Below are 15,045 nucleotides of genomic sequence, written 5' to 3' on the forward strand. Positions count from 1 at the left end.
TTATGAAATAATATTGTATAGAATCCCCCCAACTGCGTAAAATGTAGCTGGGGGTGTTTTATAGAATGAGCATCTGTCACCCGGTTTATGTGACGAAGTGGGTGTCAATAAAAAATGGTCGCGCAATATATATATGGGCTGCCCGGTCACGATGACAAAAGGCGGAGTCACTTACTACTATCATTTGAACGGCCATGGAGATGTCGTGGCATTGACGGACGCAAGCGGAAATGTCGTCGCGTAATACCAATATGACGCATGGGGCAACATTCTGTCTAAAACCGGTGCGCTGGCAACAGCGAACCCATACCGTTATGCCGGGTATTATTACGATGAGGAAACCGGGCTATACTACCTAATGGCACGGTATTATGATGCGAATATGGGACGGTTTATTACAAGAGATACGTTCCATGGGTTTGAAAATGAGCCGCAAAGCTTGAATCAGTATGCGTATACGAAAAATAATCCTATTAATTCTATTGATCCGAATGGTCACTACTCAAAACGACTTGATTTGGGATTTAATAGTTATATTAAGGCCAATATAGGTTGGCAAGAAATATCTGTAACAATTAATTTAACTCCTGGATTTTTAATAAGTACTGGTATAGGCTTTGGTGCAGGTTTAGCCGCCAGTTATGTGATAAAGCAAGTTTTAACTTGGTATTTATTCCCGGTTCTTTCTAATATCATATTAACTAAGGGGGCCGAAAAAGTTGTTAACTATTTAGCAAAAAAGCTTTCAAAATCTGCATTTAAAAAAATAACCAAAGGATATAACTGGACAAAAAAATCTATATTCTACACAAGTTTAGTAGTTCCAAATCTAATATGCCCACTATTCCATGCAGAGCGGATATATCTAATTTTATTTTAAGGTTATACTCCAAATTAAAGTGATTGACTGACATACAAGGGAAGTAATCTTTAAATTTATATTGCCATGATTTTTGGACGGCCTGTTTTATGCACACTTATAATCTGTTTTTTTATGTTGAGTAAATAAAGAGCCGTTCGAGTATAATCAGTCCCTCATCCAGTACACGAACTTTTGTAAAACTATCTCCTAACCGAGGAAAAGAAGTAATTTGAATTAAGAAAATGGAGTGTTTAATTTTGGGAAACACACTGAGTTCACACAAATGGAAATTGATTTAATTAATAATTTAGTGTGCCATATTACGGTGATTATGGCTAAACTAAGAAATGATTGAAATGTCCCTTGATTGAAACTTTTAGATTTCAATAAATTAGCCATAAGGATGGTGTGAAAAATGGAGTTCATCTTGATGTCAATCATTTTTATTTTAATAGGGTTGTCTGTAATGTGGCTATCTATTTTTGGATCTAATGTAAAAATTAAAGAGTCTTCCTCTGGAACACCAACAGATGTTTCTGACTTTTTCCTTATGATGATTTATAAACTTTTCCCTCCTATAATTAGAAGGATATTTTTATTTTTGTTAGGATTAGGTATTGTAATTGGATTCATATATTTACTGTTTTTAAAATCCTAGCTAATGGATACGGTTAGGAACATCTAGCAGATTCATCGCTCAACTGTAGAAATCGAACAATCGCCTAAAAGAACATATTGATATGCATATAAACTGAAGTTTTATTTCATACTCTGGTTTTTTGTATACATGTACGGCGAATTGGTTTATTGCAAACCAACTTTGGAAACAGTGATGAGGAGATTCTTTTATTGCAATTTATACAAGTAGGGATGGAGCTTGTCGCTCGTCAATATCATGTAGAATCCCCCAGCCGCAAAAAATGCGGCTGGGGGTGTTTTGTAAGGTGAGTATCTGTCACCTGGTTTATTGGATAGAGCAGATGTCAACAACAACATCGCAGCGGAATATACGTGGGACGCATTGGGCCGCCCGGTCACGATGACGAAAGGCGGAGTCACTTACTACTATCATGTAAACGGCCATGGAGATGTCGTCGCATTGACGGATGCAAGCGGAAATGTCGTCGCGCAATACGAGTATGACGCATGGGGCAACATTCTGTCTAAAACCGGTGCGCTGGCAACAGCGAACCCATACCGTTATGCCGGGTATTATTACGATGAGGAAACCGGGTTATACTACCTAATGGCGCGGTATTATGATGCGAATTAACAGTGGGACGGGTGTCCGCCACTTGTCGAATTTAGTCTATAGAGATATTTTTTAAACTGTTGCTAGTTTTTTTATCTGTTTTAGGAACTGATGGCAATTCTTCTGCAAGAATTCTTAAAAATAAGTTAGATGTTTCTTTCAAGGATTGAGGCATTTTGTTTAAAATACTAGTGCCAATCTTGAGTTTTGCTTGAATAATTTTTCTAACAACCTGTTCATTCATAAGTTACTACCTCCAAATTGAATTTTTAATACGTCGTTCTCAAATTTGGCGCCGATAATGGCTAGAGGAGCTAATGTTCTTGGCAGCGTGATGTTTCGTTTTACAGCACCAGCACGAATAATGAGTTCGTCTCCCTTTTGATGGAGGGATAGCTCATGTTTATTGGCAAATGGAATATAGACAGAAAATGTATAGCGGTCACCATCTTTTTCGATTTGCTGTGTTCGTAAATTAAATTTGATAGATATAGGGTTGTCATCTTCTGCAAATATTGTTTCTCCCATTCGTTCTAGCATATTTACACCGACCAGTTCTTGCTCAAATAGTGGTGCATCGTATATTGGGAGGGGGGTAAAGCTGTCTTGAATCATTGTTTTGTATTTCCGTTGAATATCTTTCCATACTTGAAAATAAGGGTCAGCAATGCTGTCTGGAATGACACGGTTCACTATAATGGCATCCACGCTGTAATCGTATAAGTTCAAGTACGTAAAGCTGCGCTGAGCTTCCTTAACGACCATTTTTTCTGGATTGACAACAATCCGAACACTCGTAATATCACGGTTTGAAAGGATTTGTCGCATTTCATCAAGCTGCTCTAGCACATTTTCGAGCTCTTCCATAATATCGTCTGTTGGAAGTGGAATGCCAAGTAGAGGCTGCGCCACAGGACGAATCACTTTTAATGCTTTACGCTTCAGCGGGAATAGTTTCTCCATCCACCATCTGAGCATATCTGGAAAGCTGAGCATTGCCAGTGTTTCCCCTGTTGGCGCGCAATCTATAATGATGACATCAAATTGTTTTTCTTTATAATATTCTAAAATCTTTAAGAGGCTCATTAGATCTTCCATGCCAGGAAACATCGTTAATTCTTCTGTTGTAATATCATTTATTGAACGTGAAGTAAATAATAATGTGATGTACTTTTGGATTTTCCCCCAACCTTTTTCCATTTCATATGTTGTATTAATTTCCTGTGCCCATAAATTTTCCATCATTTGTGTTGGCTCGGAGGACAATGTAATACCGAAAGAATCTCCTAAGCTATGAGCTGGATCTGTGCTCATTACCAAAGTTTTGAATCCTTTTTTTGCGCTTTGTATAGCTGTTGCCGCAGAAATACTTGTTTTTCCTACGCCGCCTTTTCCAGTGTATAAAATAATTCTCATCATTAGTCCCCCTTAATGTTACGCATGTCAAATATTACGACTTTCGAAATAAATGATAGACAAAAAACCCGCAATGGGTTTTTATTCTATTGGGATATTTTGAATTCTTTTTATAGGATGTTCTTCTTGGGAATGAACTTGTTGATTATTGAGATGATGCATAATTTTTTGGAAGATGCGAAGTAAAAATGTTTTTTCTTCTTCGTCTAGTGCACTAATGACAATTGCGAAATAATGAGAGGTCTTTCTCTTGATTTCTTCTGCTAGATCCTTTCCTTTTTCTGTTAAGCGAATGACGACAACACGTCTATCTGTTTCAATTCGATAGCGTTCCATATATCCATTTTTTACAAGACGATTTACAATACCGGTTGCCGTGCTCATTGGAATATTTAAGAAGTCGGCAATCTGGCTCATAATGACTTCATCGTTGCGGCTCATCCAAAGTAAACAAAATATTTCTGTTTTAGAAAGAGATAAATCAATCTTTAACCATTCTTCTGGAGAAAGGAGTTTTCTAGCGTTGTTTAGTAACAGTTCAAGAAAATCTTCATATCGAATCAATTTATTCTACTCCCGTATATTTCTAATGTCGTAATATTTAATTCTATATTATGTGAAAGGTCTATGCTTGTCAACTTGGAATGGTGCCTGTCACTTATCGAACTTGTCTGAAATGCGCTCATCCAAGAGGTAATGAGGAATTCGGAAAAAACGGGAGTGATCGTTGGCGTCGAATCGGTCGTCCATTATGGGTTGAATCTCATCTATTTCCTAAAGGAAATAAGAGTCCCGTTGGGGGCAATCCGATGCGTGCAAAATGGTCCAAACAACTCGGACAATTTGACAGATGAAGAACGAGGCAAAAAAGCACTGGTGATCGCAAAACTGCTCAAAGACGGATGTTTAGCTATTCTCTCATTCTTCACCTAGAGTCCCCGGGAGAATTTCATCAGCCTCTGCTTAGTGAAGGAATGTCGGCACATGGATACCCAGAGACATGAGAGAACTCGTCCTCATCAGCCGCTCAGAGATCCAAAGTGAATTCTCCTTCCACTGGATTGGATATACAAAAATACTCAGTAAATGTGGAGCGCGTTTATGAACGGTTAGAGATTCTATATTACTTAACGCTTTTTTACAAAAAATATGGCAAGCAATATAGGAATGAGAGGATAAAACATCATAAACTTCCAAGCATTCTCTGCGCCCCTGAAATAATAAGCGACAGGCAAAAATAGTAAAGCACTAAATACAAAATGGATTCTCCTGTTTTTCATCAATCCCAACATAAGAAAGAAAACAGAAAACCCCATTAATAACCAAAATAATAACCCTATCCAAAAGAAATCCATTTTCTCCCTCCTTTTTTGAATTGTAACATAAATTTTGGGGAATGAGATCAGTGTTTATCACTTGTCGAATATGATGGAAAATCTCCCTAGCTGTGCAAAATGCGCCTAGAGGGGGAATCGGATGAGTACGTGGCTTGGTTTATGGGATGAAGCCGCTGTCCATAACAACATAAAAGAAGCAGCCACACAAGGATATTCTATAAATCAGTCAAGAAACTTTGAATGGTACGAGCCACAAAATAGATGTAGCATTCAACGATATTGAATAGGCGCTATACTATTGGATGGAAAACAAAATAATGGATAGGTTGATGTCTGATGAAAAAAATTAATCTTTCTTTTTATATGTTTATTTATTTGGAAAAGTATTTACAATTATTTGGATGGTCATTATTTAGAAACCTTACTTGGTATTAATCGACCTAGCCTTTTATATTATGTTGTTGTTTTTCCCGTAGGTTTGGGAAGCGAATTGCTGATCCTTTATTTTTTCATTAAACGTATGTTGGATCCTCGTGATAGAAAAAAATAATCGACTGCTTCACGAGTGTTACTGAGCCATGATTTTACTAAAAATATGGAATGATTGAGCTAGACGCCGAGCGGCAAGCGAATGGCTTGCCGACTGCGGCAGAAAAGCGAGGAAATCAAGCCATGTCAATGGGTTTTTATTGGATCATCAACACACCTGATACTGCATATATTTTCACGAAACATTTTGGAGCCATGGGGAAAAATGACGACTCGTTATTCATACAAGGAACTATTGGTTTTATCATCTTTCTTGATTAGAAATGGCGCTTTTTTGTCAGAAGCAATTTTCGCACATAGCTTATACAAATAATACATTCCGCGCAGTTGTTCCGTAATTAAGTGATCCATATATAAAAGGGAGTCTTTTGCGATTTTTTCTGCTTGGGCAATATTGTTATTGTCAAATTCAGCGATCATTTCTTTGACTGTATCGAGCGAGTAAACAGCTGCGCGTAGTGTGCGAATAATTAATAATTTACGGATATCGGCACGGCTATATTTTCTGTATCCGTTCTCCTCGTCCCGCTTTGGGATGATCATTCCTTCCTTTTCCCAATGCCTTAATGTGGAGCTGGGCACCCCCACCACTTTAGCCACTTCCCCGATGGTAAACCAACCTTGTTTTTTCTTTGGTAAAAATTCATCGCTGTCACTCGTTTTTAATGCTTTCAAAACTTGTTCAGCCCGTTGTTTTTCATCGTATACATTCGCTTGGGCTTCGTTGATGAGCCATAGAGCTTCCGTAATTTTGTTTTCATGTAAAAGGGGCATGATTTTTCTGATCAGTTCCATGCCAAATCCCGGATACATTGCGCGAATGCATTCGAAATAGGCGGCATGTGTTTCAGTATAGATTCTATAACCGTTTGCTTTCCTCTCTGGGGGAGGGACAAGCCCCCACGATTCATAATGCCGAAGAGCGCTTGTACTTATATTTAATTTGCGGGCGATGTCAATGGGACGAATCATTTGGGTCTCTCCTTTATACATAGATAGAAAGTTTATAAAAAAACATTAAACCATGAGTGACGGCTTTTTATAAAATAAATCCCGTTATTTTCATGATCAATTTATCAAACTTTAGGACTTGCATCAATGTTATATAATGGGGGTGAATTGCCTAAATTAAGGGAGGTATTGATGTGCACGACCATATTATGATAAAGGGTGCGAGAGAAAATAATTTAAAAAACATTTCTGTAAACATCCCCAAAAACAAGCTGGTAGTTTTGACAGGGCCGTCGGGTTCAGGAAAGTCCTCACTGGCGATGGAAACACTGAATCAGGAATGCCAAAGACAATATATGGAATCTTTAGGCATGACCGTTGATTTTATTAAAAAACCGAAAGTGGACTTCATGATTGGATTATCACCGTCCATTAGTATCAGCCAACAAATAACGAATCGAAACCCTCGCTCAACAGTAGGGACAGTGACCGGTATGTACACTTATTTGCGGTTGATCTATGAAAAACTTGGAGAACGCAAGTGTCCCACCTGCGAAACGCCCATATTACCAATGGTAGAAAATGAAGCTAATGTGGGGGAAACGTTACAATCCGTCTCTTGTCCTAATTGCTACAGACAGTTAGAAAAATTCACCATTTCCCATTTCTCTTTTAATACTCCTCAAGGTGCTTGTCCGACTTGTGATGGATTAGGGAAAGTAAATGACATTCAGGTCGATTTAGTGTTCGATGAAGAGGCCAGTTTAAAAGAACAGTGTGTGCGCATATGGAATAGCACTTACGGTGAATATCAGAAGCAAGTATTTAAAGCAGCTTGTGACTATTACGGAATTCCAATAGATGAAGATCGGCCGTTAAAGCATTTTAGCGATGAACAAAGGGCCCTATTGTTTTATGGTGTCGAAAGCAAGGAATTTACAACTTATTTTCCTGATAAAAAGCCTCCTAAGACGGTGGCGGCGGGAAAATTTGAGGGAGTGCTTACCGGGATGAGAAGGAGATACAACGAAAAAGGCGGCAACTCAGGGGAAGCCCACCTTTTTTATTCACGACAATGTCCCGATTGTGAGGGAAAACGGTTGAAAAAAGAGAGCAGGGAAGTGGTCGTAGCGGGTGTCCCAATTACGGATCTTACCAATATTTCGCTTGAGGAGCTGTTATCGTGGGCCCAATCATTACAGAAAGCGTTATCTAGTGATAAACTGGAAATTGTTGAATCATTTCTGCAAAGTCTCATTGTCAAAATAGAGCGGGTGATCCATGTCGGCTTAGGGTACCTATCCCTTGACAGGCAAACCATCACTCTTTCCGGAGGGGAAGCGCAGCGCTTAAGACTGGCGACCGTCATTGGCTCGGCACTGACCGGTGTACTTTACATTTTAGATGAACCGACTGCGGGACTTCACCCAAGAGATACAAAAGGTCTCGTTTAAGTGATGAAACAGCTGAGAGACTTTGGGAACACGCTTCTGGTCATTGAGCATGATGTGGATGTCATGAAGGAAGCGGATTACATTATTGATATGGGGCCGAGTGCTGGACATCTTGGAGGAGCGGTAGTTGGAGAGGGAACTTTGCTTGAATTAATGGAGCAGGAATCATCGGTTACCGGCGCCTTTTTACGAAATCGATCAGAACGTAAATGTCAGCGAAGAAAAGGGACTGGCGAGTATTTGACCGTTTATCATGCGCACAAACATAATTTAAAAAATATTACCGTCTCTTTTCCATTAGGCTGCCTTGTTAGTGTGACCGGGGTTTCCGGGTCAGGCAAGTCGACGCTCGTTTTTGATGTTCTGGCGGAAGGGGAAAGCGGTGTTCATCAAGGGTGTGAAAAAATAATCGGTTTTGAAGCAATTGATAAAATGATTACCGTCGGCCAATCGCCGTTAAGCAGAATGAAACGTTCAAATATTGCCACATACACGGACGTATTTACACATATTCGCAACCTTTATGCGAATTTGCCGGAAGCCAAAAACAATCACCTAAGTGCAAAAGACTTCTCCTTTAATAGTCCAGGAGGCCGCTGTGAAAATTGCCAAGGAATGGGAATGGTTTCTTTAGTCATGCATTTTCTTCCGGAACAAGAAGTAGAGTGTCCAGTTTGTCGCGGGAAAAGATTTGAAGAAAAAGTGTTAAAAGCAAAGTATAAAGGATATTCGATTTCTGATATTCTCGACTTATCGATTGAAGAGAGCCTGCCAATATTCGAAGATCATCGAAAAATCTCATCGGTGATTCAATTATTATGTGAAATCGGTCTCGGTTATTTAAAATGGGGGCAATCGCTCACAACGTTGTCCGGGGGAGAAGGGCAGCGTTTGAAATTGGTAAAAGAATTAAAGAACCAAACTACTAATAGGACGCTTTTTTTATTGGACGAGCCGACCGTCGGGTTACATCCAGCCGATGTACACAAGCTGCTTGTTTTGCTCCATAAGCTCGTTGATGCGGGAAACACGGTCATCGTTGTGGAACACAATAGCGAAATCATTCGCTCCTCCGATTGGGTGATTGATCTAGGACCAGAAGGAGGGAATGATGGAGGAATGGTGATGGCTGAAGGGACACCTGAGGAAATTGCGAGTAATCCAAACTCTTATACAGGCAGATTTTTGATATAGCAGAGGTGCTTGTCACTTGTCGAAGAAATAAAGATCCTGTTCTGGTTGGTGTTAGGGAATGTTTCTCGCTCAGATAGGTGAGTGAGTTGGTAAGAAATGCGAACAGTGAGTGTTTTTTGACGGGAAATCAATCATAGCCAAAGTAAGCCAGTCATGTATATCGATGAAGAGGTTGGCTTTGCTCTCTTATTTTCAAATGCCTATCGCGAAGTCTTTCACCTCTTAACGGCATGGAGGTGGGAGGTTCATATCCCGGTATATGAAGGGGAAGAAGAGCACGAATCTTTGGATTAAGAAGGAAGAAAAACAGGCCTTTCCTTCGTTTATGGTAGGAAAAGGCCTGTTTTTTAAAACGTATATTAATAGAGCGCACGGAAAAATCCATCAAGGAAGTGCTTAGCAATGACCCATTTAGATAATTGCTTCATCGTTTCCTTTTTTGGTGTTTTCACTTCAAGCGGGACGATGATGTCCATTCCGTGCTTCATCTGTTTCGTTGGATGGGACACAATCGTTTCATTTGGGCGAAGACCGCGTTCAATTTCTTGTTTCTTTCCATGTGAAATTCCAAGTGTTACCTTTCGTTTTTCGAGTTTGCCGCGATGAATCACATAGACAAATGACTTCGTTTTTTCATGCCACACCGCTTCGGCAGGAACAGTCATCGCTCCGTTTTTTTCTTTTGTCACGATTGTGATGTTGACGTGATATCCGAAAGGAAGGGATTTGGGCTGTTCGTTCAACTGCACGGTAAACGGATATTCGCTTTTTTCTTGAAAACTTGTTTCGGTGACTGGAAATTTGCCGATATCCATAATCGTGCCGGTAAAGGCTGCTTTTTCGTTTGGAACATGGACCACTGCTTTTTGTCCAACGGCGATTTCTCCGAATCGTTTCTCTTTCACTTTTCCACGGATAACTGCGGAAGGGGAAGCAATGGTGATCAGCGGTTTGGAAGGATGATCGCTGATTTCTTCGACCCAACCGGCTGTTTCACTTTTGACAACGAGTTCCTCTTTTTTCTCTGTTAGTTGGCTCTGTTCTGCCTCGTATTCCTGTATTTTTGATTCGAGCAATGCTTTTTTCTGCTCTGCTTCCCGCGCTTTTTCCTCCCATTGTACTTTCTCCAGACGATCTTCCGTAACCGAAGAGGCCAGCGTTGTATAATAATCAACATCTTCCGAAAGCTGCTCCATTTGTGTGCGAAGTTGTTCTTGTTTGCTTGCGATGCGCTGCAGCTCCCGGTCAATTTCTTCGTTGGCATAACGGATAAGCGGTGTGCCTGCTTGTACTTCTTGTCCGGGTGTGACAAGGATTTCAGCAATGGTGCCGAACTGTGGATGATCGTAAATGAATTTTCGTTCCGCTGGCGCCGTGATGCCGGTCGTGTCAACCGTCTCTTTTATATTGGTTTTGGTTGGTTTGCTCCGTTCGTTCACATAGACTGATTTTGGAATTTTGCTATGCTGATGAAACAAAAGATAAAAGTTTGCCCCTATAATACATAATGCGAGGACGATCAATATATATGGTCTCCAACGTTTCATCCGTTTCCCCTGCCTTTCATTACAATTCACTAAATAGAAAGTTTGTATAAGCTACTAATCATTATGCCGAAAAAGAGATAAACGGCGATCACAATCATCGCAACGCGTTGGACCGGCTTTTCCGTCAAGGAGAGAAGAGCGATGATTTGTATCGATATGGCCCAGATCGAAAAGACGGAAACGGTTCGCAAAAGAGCCCATATAAAGGTGTGTTTCGTGATATAAGGTCCCCACACTCCAAGAGAAAAAGGAGAAAAGAGATTTTTTATCCCGAGAAATAGCTGAAATGGAAAGAGAATCATATCTTCAAGTAAGAAAATAGATAAAATTGCTAGTTGAATGGTGAATAGTTTTAGAAAATGAATATCAAAAAACAAATAAAAAATGATAGAAGAAATGAATAAAAAGAACAGCGGGACGCATATCCCTCCTAAAACATGGCCCAATGCGAATAAAAGCTGAAGAAACGCAAATTGCTCACCTGTGTATTGGTCAAGATATTTAGTCAGTTCCTCTCCATCCATACCAAAATAACCACGAAGCAATGAAAGAATGACATGAAAAAATAAGAGAAGAAAGGCGACAATCGCCACATGTTTTAACCGTTCCGCTTCCCTAAGCTGGGCAAACGCAATTTTCGGCTGAAAAATTTCTTTAAGCGGATTGCTTTTATATACCATCAGTAAATCCCCCATATGTATCAAAGTAGACATAAGCCTATTGTAATATAAAGGTAAAGAATTTGTCATCTAAGGTATTATTTTCAATGGTTTCCTTATGAACATATTTAAAGTATAGATGGGAGAGGCTCGTGAAAAGCCTCCATTATCATTGTTCAATGAACGGGCTAGGATCATTGGAGGAAATTTTTTTATTTTTATCGCTTACTTTTGAAAAATTTAATAAACCCAAGTATAATACCAATAGCCAAAATGATAGTCCCGATTGTTAATGGAATCCATCTTAGCAGCAACGAAATGAAAGAATACGGCTCCTAAAAAATAAAGACTGGTGCTAGAAATAGCATGATATCAAGCGGGGCTTACCATTTTTGTGCCGTTTAAAGGCCGTAGCATTCAGTAACAACAGAATGAAACGGAATGACCAAAAAGAATAAGGCCCATCTTTGTCCATGAAAAAATGAAACATATATAAAAGTTTATTTGAGTATTATAGGTTGATATCGTTTAAAAGCTCTTGTGCAGCTGGAGTGAATCTTTCTTTTAGCGGTGCCATCCAATGAAGCGTGTCACCATTTTCTCGGCGTGACCGAGACAAGTCCGTGACTTGTCTCCGACCGTCGAAAACAGCAATTTCTGCTTGGGAATGGGGCATCTATGCCATCCTTTCGTAGGATAGAGATCTTTCGCAAACGGTGGATTCAGTGTCGAAATCATCATGGAACAAGCCATAGAAAAGATCTAAAAAATGGGTTCCTTAAAATATCATCAAGAATGTTGGACAGAGCAAAAGGAGCTCATTCTTTATTGCGCGCTTATCGACCCCTCTGCTTATGGCGATTTGGGGGCTATGCGTTTTTTGGCGATGAAGGGGGTGCTTTTGCTTTAAGCGTGCCTTGGTGGGCCTATGCGTCTTTAGCATACGGCCGTTTTTATGGGCATTTGTAAGGAAGCGTTCTATAAAAATGAATAAGCAAAATAAAAGGTAAGGAGACTAAATCTATGAGCTTATGGGAACTACTTGTCGGACTTATTTTAGGTGCTGTGGAAGGCCTAACAGAATTTGCCCCTGTTTCTTCAACTGGCCATATGATTATTGTGGATGATATGTGGCTTCGCTCTCAAGATTTTTTAAATGAAAGAGTAGCGAATACCTTTAAAGTTGTCATTCAGCTTGGTTCGATTCTGGCGGTGGTCGTTGTGTTCCGAAATCGATTTATTGAGCTATTAGGGTTGAAAAAAGGGACAAGCGACCGGCCGAACCGGCTTCGCTTAACCCATGTGATTGTTGGATTATTGCCTGCAGGAATTTTGGGTGTTTTATTTGAAGATTATATTGATGAACATTTATTTTCGACAAAGACGGTTTTGATTGGTCTGGTCATTGGGGCCCTATTAATGATTGCCGCGGATTTATTCGGTGGGCGCAAACAAACGGTTGAGACAGTGGATCAGATTACATATAAACAAGCCTTTTTCATTGGGCTAATTCAATGCTTATCGTTGTGGCCTGGATTTTCTCGTTCTGGCTCGACCATATCAGGCGGTGTGCTGCTTGGAATGAGCTACCGGGCGGCGGCCGATTTTACGTTTATTATGGCGGTTCCGATTATGGCAGGGGCGAGTTTTTTGTCTCTCGTAAGCAAATGGAAGTATTTCACCGTAGATGTGATACCATTTTTTATAGTAGGGTTTATTAGCGCTTTTATTTTCGCGTTAATTTCCATAAAGTTTTTCCTTCAATTAATTAATCGCATTCGGTTGATTCCTTTTGCCGTTTATCGAATCGCATTAGCGTGTTTGATCTATATTCTCTATTTTTAACAGATCGAATTGAGAAGCTTCCTATCTCTAAACAGAGTGTAGGGGGGAGAGGTGCTTTTTGTTTTAACACCGTTCTAAACAAGAACGGTGTTTTATTATGGGTGAAAGCTAGCCTGTTGTGGAGATGTCACTATAAACGATAAAATGAAAAATGGTTGTAGACAAAATCAAAATGGACTTTGCCTACAACCTGATTTCGCATTACGATTCAATTAAAAAACCAGCTTTTTGCAGCGCTTGGCAAGCGGCGTCAAGCTTGGCCAGCGAATCGGCTTCGAGCGTATGAAGATGCGTGCCGTCTGTGAGCTGAAGCAAGTAGGAGGAGTTGGTTTGTTTAATTTTTTGAATGAACTGATCCACTTCTTGACGACTGCTGACCATGACAGAAGCCGTTAAATCGCCGTAGACGGGGTGTTCAATTTTTACATCCTTTATGGTCACTCCATGATCGACAATTAAGTATAGCTCTTCTTTTGTTTGTTCCGGTGTATGGTAGCAGGCTATGGTGCGCGTATAAATTTGGTTAGGAGCCGGCGTTTTTAAGTAGAGATAGCCTTGGCTTGTGGCGATAATCGGTTCGTTACGCGCTTTAAGCAGCGAAATGTCTTGGACGATGACTTGACGGCTGACGTTCGCTTTTGCCGCTAGCTCCGCTCCGGTAAGCGGCAGTCCGCTTTCTTTGAGCCATTTTAAAATCAGCTCTCGCCGCTTCTCCCCTAAAATTTTCTTCTCGATTTTCATAGGCTCTACTCCTTTCGTTGTTAACAAATGGTTTCCAACACGGTTAAAAGACGGTCTATTTCGTTTAGTGTCGTCCACTTGCCAAATGAAATGCGGACGAATTGCTTCGCTTCATCTTCTTCCTTTCCAATTGCGATCATCGTCCGTGAAGGAGCTTGCTTTCCGACCTGACAAGCACTCCCTGTCGAAATGGCGATGCCGTAGCGGTTGCACTCAAGCATTGCATATTGCCCCTCCATTCCTTGTACTGAAAGACCGAGGATGTTTGGCAAGTGGGCGTCGGGATGTCCTTCAATGGCAACAGGCAGCCGCTTCTCATGAATTCGTGAAATTGTATACTGACGAAGGTGTTCAAGCCGCGCATGTTCATCGGCTAAATGTTCGCAGGCCTGCTGCGCAGCGGTGACAAATGACGCAATGCCTGGCACATTCACAGTTCCAGGGCGAAACCCAAATTCGTGTGTTGCCTGGAGGAAGCAAGAGGTCCATTTGATGCGCGGATCAATATAGACAGCCCCGACCCCTTTAGGGCCATAAATTTTATGCGAGGAGATAGATAAGCTGTCTATCCCCATTTTTTGTACATCCACTTGTATTTTACCAAAGGTTTGTACACAGTCGCTATGAAAGATGACCCCGTGTTTTCGCAAGCGTTTGGCGATCTCTTGAATCGGCTGAGTGGTGCCGATTTCGGAGTTTGCATGCTGAATCGAAGCCAAAATTGTTTGCGGAGTGATGGCATTTTCCAACTCAGCCAGATCAATTTGGCCGAAGCGATCTACAGATAAATACGTGACTTCATAGCCTTCCGTTTCAAGCTGTTGAAATAAATGATATAACGATGCGTGCTCGGTTGCTGTTGTAATTAAATGATTTCCTTTATGGCGATGGGCCTCAATCATCGAACGGACGGCAAGAAGATTGGATTCTGTACCGCCGCTTGTAAAATAAAGACCTCTTTCATCGCCGCCGATCAATTCGGCAAGCTGCTGGCGGCAAATGTGCAGAAGCTGGGCTGCGTGGCTGCCGATATCATGTAAGCTACTTGAATTGCCGAAATATGATGAAGCCGCCTTTGTATAAGCGGTTAATGCTTCTTCGCTCATGGGTGTTGTCGCTGCATAATCAAGATAAATCATATAATCATTCCCTCACATTTGGAAAAATAAAAGTCTTGTCATCAGTTTAATTATGTGTCAATATAGGTGTCAAGACAGTAAATAATAACAGGGGGCTTT

Annotated in this window: 13 protein-coding genes and 3 pseudogenes; 6 read left to right on the forward strand and 10 right to left on the reverse strand. The window is 40.6% G+C overall.

Features of this window, described 5'->3' with window-relative positions:
* The first annotated feature begins 97 nt into the window (after positions 1–97).
* The 3 genes and pseudogenes from GGQ95_RS07385 to GGQ95_RS07395 form a co-directional block, all read left to right on the forward strand.
* Positions 98–244: a hypothetical protein gene (locus tag GGQ95_RS07385; RefSeq protein ID WP_183186557.1), complete on the forward strand. Its 147-nt coding sequence runs from the start codon at positions 98–100 to the stop codon at positions 242–244.
* A 15-nt stretch (positions 245–259) separates the two neighbouring features.
* Positions 260–880 (forward strand): annotated as a pseudogene (locus tag GGQ95_RS07390) (RHS repeat-associated core domain-containing protein); the annotation flags it as partial.
* Between the two features lie 946 nt (positions 881–1,826).
* Positions 1,827–2,123, forward strand: a pseudogene (locus tag GGQ95_RS07395) (RHS repeat-associated core domain-containing protein); the annotation flags it as partial.
* A 43-nt stretch (positions 2,124–2,166) separates the two neighbouring features.
* Here the strand turns inward: GGQ95_RS07395 and GGQ95_RS07400 are convergent.
* The 4 genes from GGQ95_RS07400 to GGQ95_RS07415 all read right to left on the reverse strand — a co-directional run bounded on the left by GGQ95_RS07400 (position 2,167) and on the right by GGQ95_RS07415 (position 4,885).
* Positions 2,167–2,358 carry a hypothetical protein gene (locus GGQ95_RS07400; protein ID WP_066146158.1) on the reverse strand — a complete coding sequence of 64 codons (192 nt, stop codon included), beginning with the start codon at positions 2,356–2,358 and terminating at the stop codon, positions 2,167–2,169.
* Positions 2,355–3,533, reverse strand: a complete 1,179-nt coding sequence (locus GGQ95_RS07405; RefSeq protein WP_183186558.1) for an ArsA family ATPase — start codon at positions 3,531–3,533, stop codon at positions 2,355–2,357. Before GGQ95_RS07405 ends, GGQ95_RS07400 begins: the two co-directional genes overlap by 4 nt.
* A 78-nt stretch (positions 3,534–3,611) precedes the next feature.
* A complete protein-coding gene (locus tag GGQ95_RS07410; RefSeq protein WP_066146153.1) occupies positions 3,612–4,094 on the reverse strand; it encodes a MarR family winged helix-turn-helix transcriptional regulator in 483 nt (160 codons plus the stop codon).
* A 563-nt stretch (positions 4,095–4,657) separates the two neighbouring features.
* Entirely contained in the window at positions 4,658–4,885 is a 228-nt protein-coding gene (locus GGQ95_RS07415) for a hypothetical protein (protein ID WP_044744678.1), read from the reverse strand.
* A 121-nt stretch (positions 4,886–5,006) separates the two neighbouring features.
* On the opposite strand from GGQ95_RS07415, the gene GGQ95_RS07420 reads away from it, so the two are divergent.
* Entirely contained in the window at positions 5,007–5,150 is a 144-nt protein-coding gene (locus tag GGQ95_RS07420) for a hypothetical protein (protein WP_156450480.1), read from the forward strand.
* A 482-nt stretch (positions 5,151–5,632) separates the two neighbouring features.
* On the opposite strand, the gene GGQ95_RS07425 is transcribed toward GGQ95_RS07420, so the two are convergent.
* On the reverse strand, positions 5,633–6,388 hold the full coding sequence (locus tag GGQ95_RS07425) for a MerR family transcriptional regulator (protein WP_044744677.1): 756 nt from the start codon (positions 6,386–6,388) through the stop codon (positions 5,633–5,635).
* A gap of 173 nt (positions 6,389–6,561) precedes the next feature.
* On the opposite strand from GGQ95_RS07425, the pseudogene uvrA reads away from it, so the two are divergent.
* A pseudogene (gene uvrA, locus GGQ95_RS07430) lies at positions 6,562–9,015 on the forward strand (excinuclease ABC subunit UvrA).
* A gap of 359 nt (positions 9,016–9,374) precedes the next feature.
* On the opposite strand, the gene GGQ95_RS07435 reads toward uvrA, so the two are convergent.
* From GGQ95_RS07435 to GGQ95_RS07445, 3 genes are all read right to left on the reverse strand, one after another.
* A complete protein-coding gene (locus tag GGQ95_RS07435) occupies positions 9,375–10,562 on the reverse strand; it encodes an efflux RND transporter periplasmic adaptor subunit (RefSeq protein ID WP_066146144.1) in 1,188 nt (395 codons plus the stop codon).
* Between the two features lie 29 nt (positions 10,563–10,591).
* Positions 10,592–11,242, reverse strand: coding sequence for a hypothetical protein (locus GGQ95_RS07440; protein WP_183186559.1), 651 nt, complete (start codon positions 11,240–11,242; stop codon positions 10,592–10,594).
* Between the two features lie 490 nt (positions 11,243–11,732).
* Positions 11,733–11,897, reverse strand: a complete 165-nt coding sequence (locus tag GGQ95_RS07445) for a hypothetical protein (protein WP_156450479.1) — start codon at positions 11,895–11,897, stop codon at positions 11,733–11,735.
* 347 nt (positions 11,898–12,244) lie between these two features.
* Here GGQ95_RS07445 and GGQ95_RS07450 point away from each other — a divergent pair, with 347 nt between their 5' ends.
* Positions 12,245–13,066 (forward strand): undecaprenyl-diphosphate phosphatase, encoded by an 822-nt coding sequence (locus GGQ95_RS07450; protein WP_044744673.1) that lies wholly within the window; start codon positions 12,245–12,247, stop codon positions 13,064–13,066.
* A gap of 201 nt (positions 13,067–13,267) precedes the next feature.
* On the opposite strand, the gene GGQ95_RS07455 is transcribed toward GGQ95_RS07450, so the two are convergent.
* Both GGQ95_RS07455 and GGQ95_RS07460 read right to left on the reverse strand, forming a co-directional pair.
* Positions 13,268–13,807, reverse strand: a complete 540-nt coding sequence (locus tag GGQ95_RS07455; protein WP_066146136.1) for a transcription repressor NadR — start codon at positions 13,805–13,807, stop codon at positions 13,268–13,270.
* Positions 13,808–13,827: 20 nt separating this feature from the next.
* Positions 13,828–14,946 carry an IscS subfamily cysteine desulfurase gene (locus GGQ95_RS07460; RefSeq protein ID WP_183186560.1) on the reverse strand — a complete coding sequence of 373 codons (1,119 nt, stop codon included), beginning with the start codon at positions 14,944–14,946 and terminating at the stop codon, positions 13,828–13,830.
* Between the last annotated feature and the right edge of the window lie 99 nt (positions 14,947–15,045).

Origin of the sequence: Anoxybacteroides rupiense (genome assembly GCF_014196195.1) — a bacterium.
GTDB classification, from domain to species: Bacteria; Bacillota; Bacilli; order Bacillales; family Anoxybacillaceae; genus Anoxybacteroides; species Anoxybacteroides rupiense.

Bases quoted from the DNA above. Each gene is read 5' to 3' on its own strand.
- GGQ95_RS07400 (WP_066146158.1), bottom strand. From the start codon at position 2,358: ATGAATGAACAGGTTGTTAGAAAAATTATTCAAGCAAAACTCAAGATT.
- GGQ95_RS07405 (WP_183186558.1), bottom strand. From the start codon at position 3,533: ATGATGAGAATTATTTTATACACTGGAAAAGGCGGCGTAGGAAAAACA.
- GGQ95_RS07415 (WP_044744678.1), bottom strand. From the start codon at position 4,885: ATGGATTTCTTTTGGATAGGGTTATTATTTTGGTTATTAATGGGGTTT.
- GGQ95_RS07420 (WP_156450480.1), top strand. From the start codon at position 5,007: ATGAGTACGTGGCTTGGTTTATGGGATGAAGCCGCTGTCCATAACAAC.
- GGQ95_RS07425 (WP_044744677.1), bottom strand. From the start codon at position 6,388: ATGATTCGTCCCATTGACATCGCCCGCAAATTAAATATAAGTACAAGC.
- GGQ95_RS07435 (WP_066146144.1), bottom strand. From the start codon at position 10,562: ATGAAACGTTGGAGACCATATATATTGATCGTCCTCGCATTATGTATT.
- GGQ95_RS07440 (WP_183186559.1), bottom strand. From the start codon at position 11,242: ATGGTATATAAAAGCAATCCGCTTAAAGAAATTTTTCAGCCGAAAATT.
- GGQ95_RS07445 (WP_156450479.1), bottom strand. From the start codon at position 11,897: ATGCCCCATTCCCAAGCAGAAATTGCTGTTTTCGACGGTCGGAGACAA.
- GGQ95_RS07450 (WP_044744673.1), top strand. From the start codon at position 12,245: ATGAGCTTATGGGAACTACTTGTCGGACTTATTTTAGGTGCTGTGGAA.
- GGQ95_RS07455 (WP_066146136.1), bottom strand. From the start codon at position 13,807: ATGAAAATCGAGAAGAAAATTTTAGGGGAGAAGCGGCGAGAGCTGATT.
- GGQ95_RS07460 (WP_183186560.1), bottom strand. From the start codon at position 14,946: ATGATTTATCTTGATTATGCAGCGACAACACCCATGAGCGAAGAAGCA.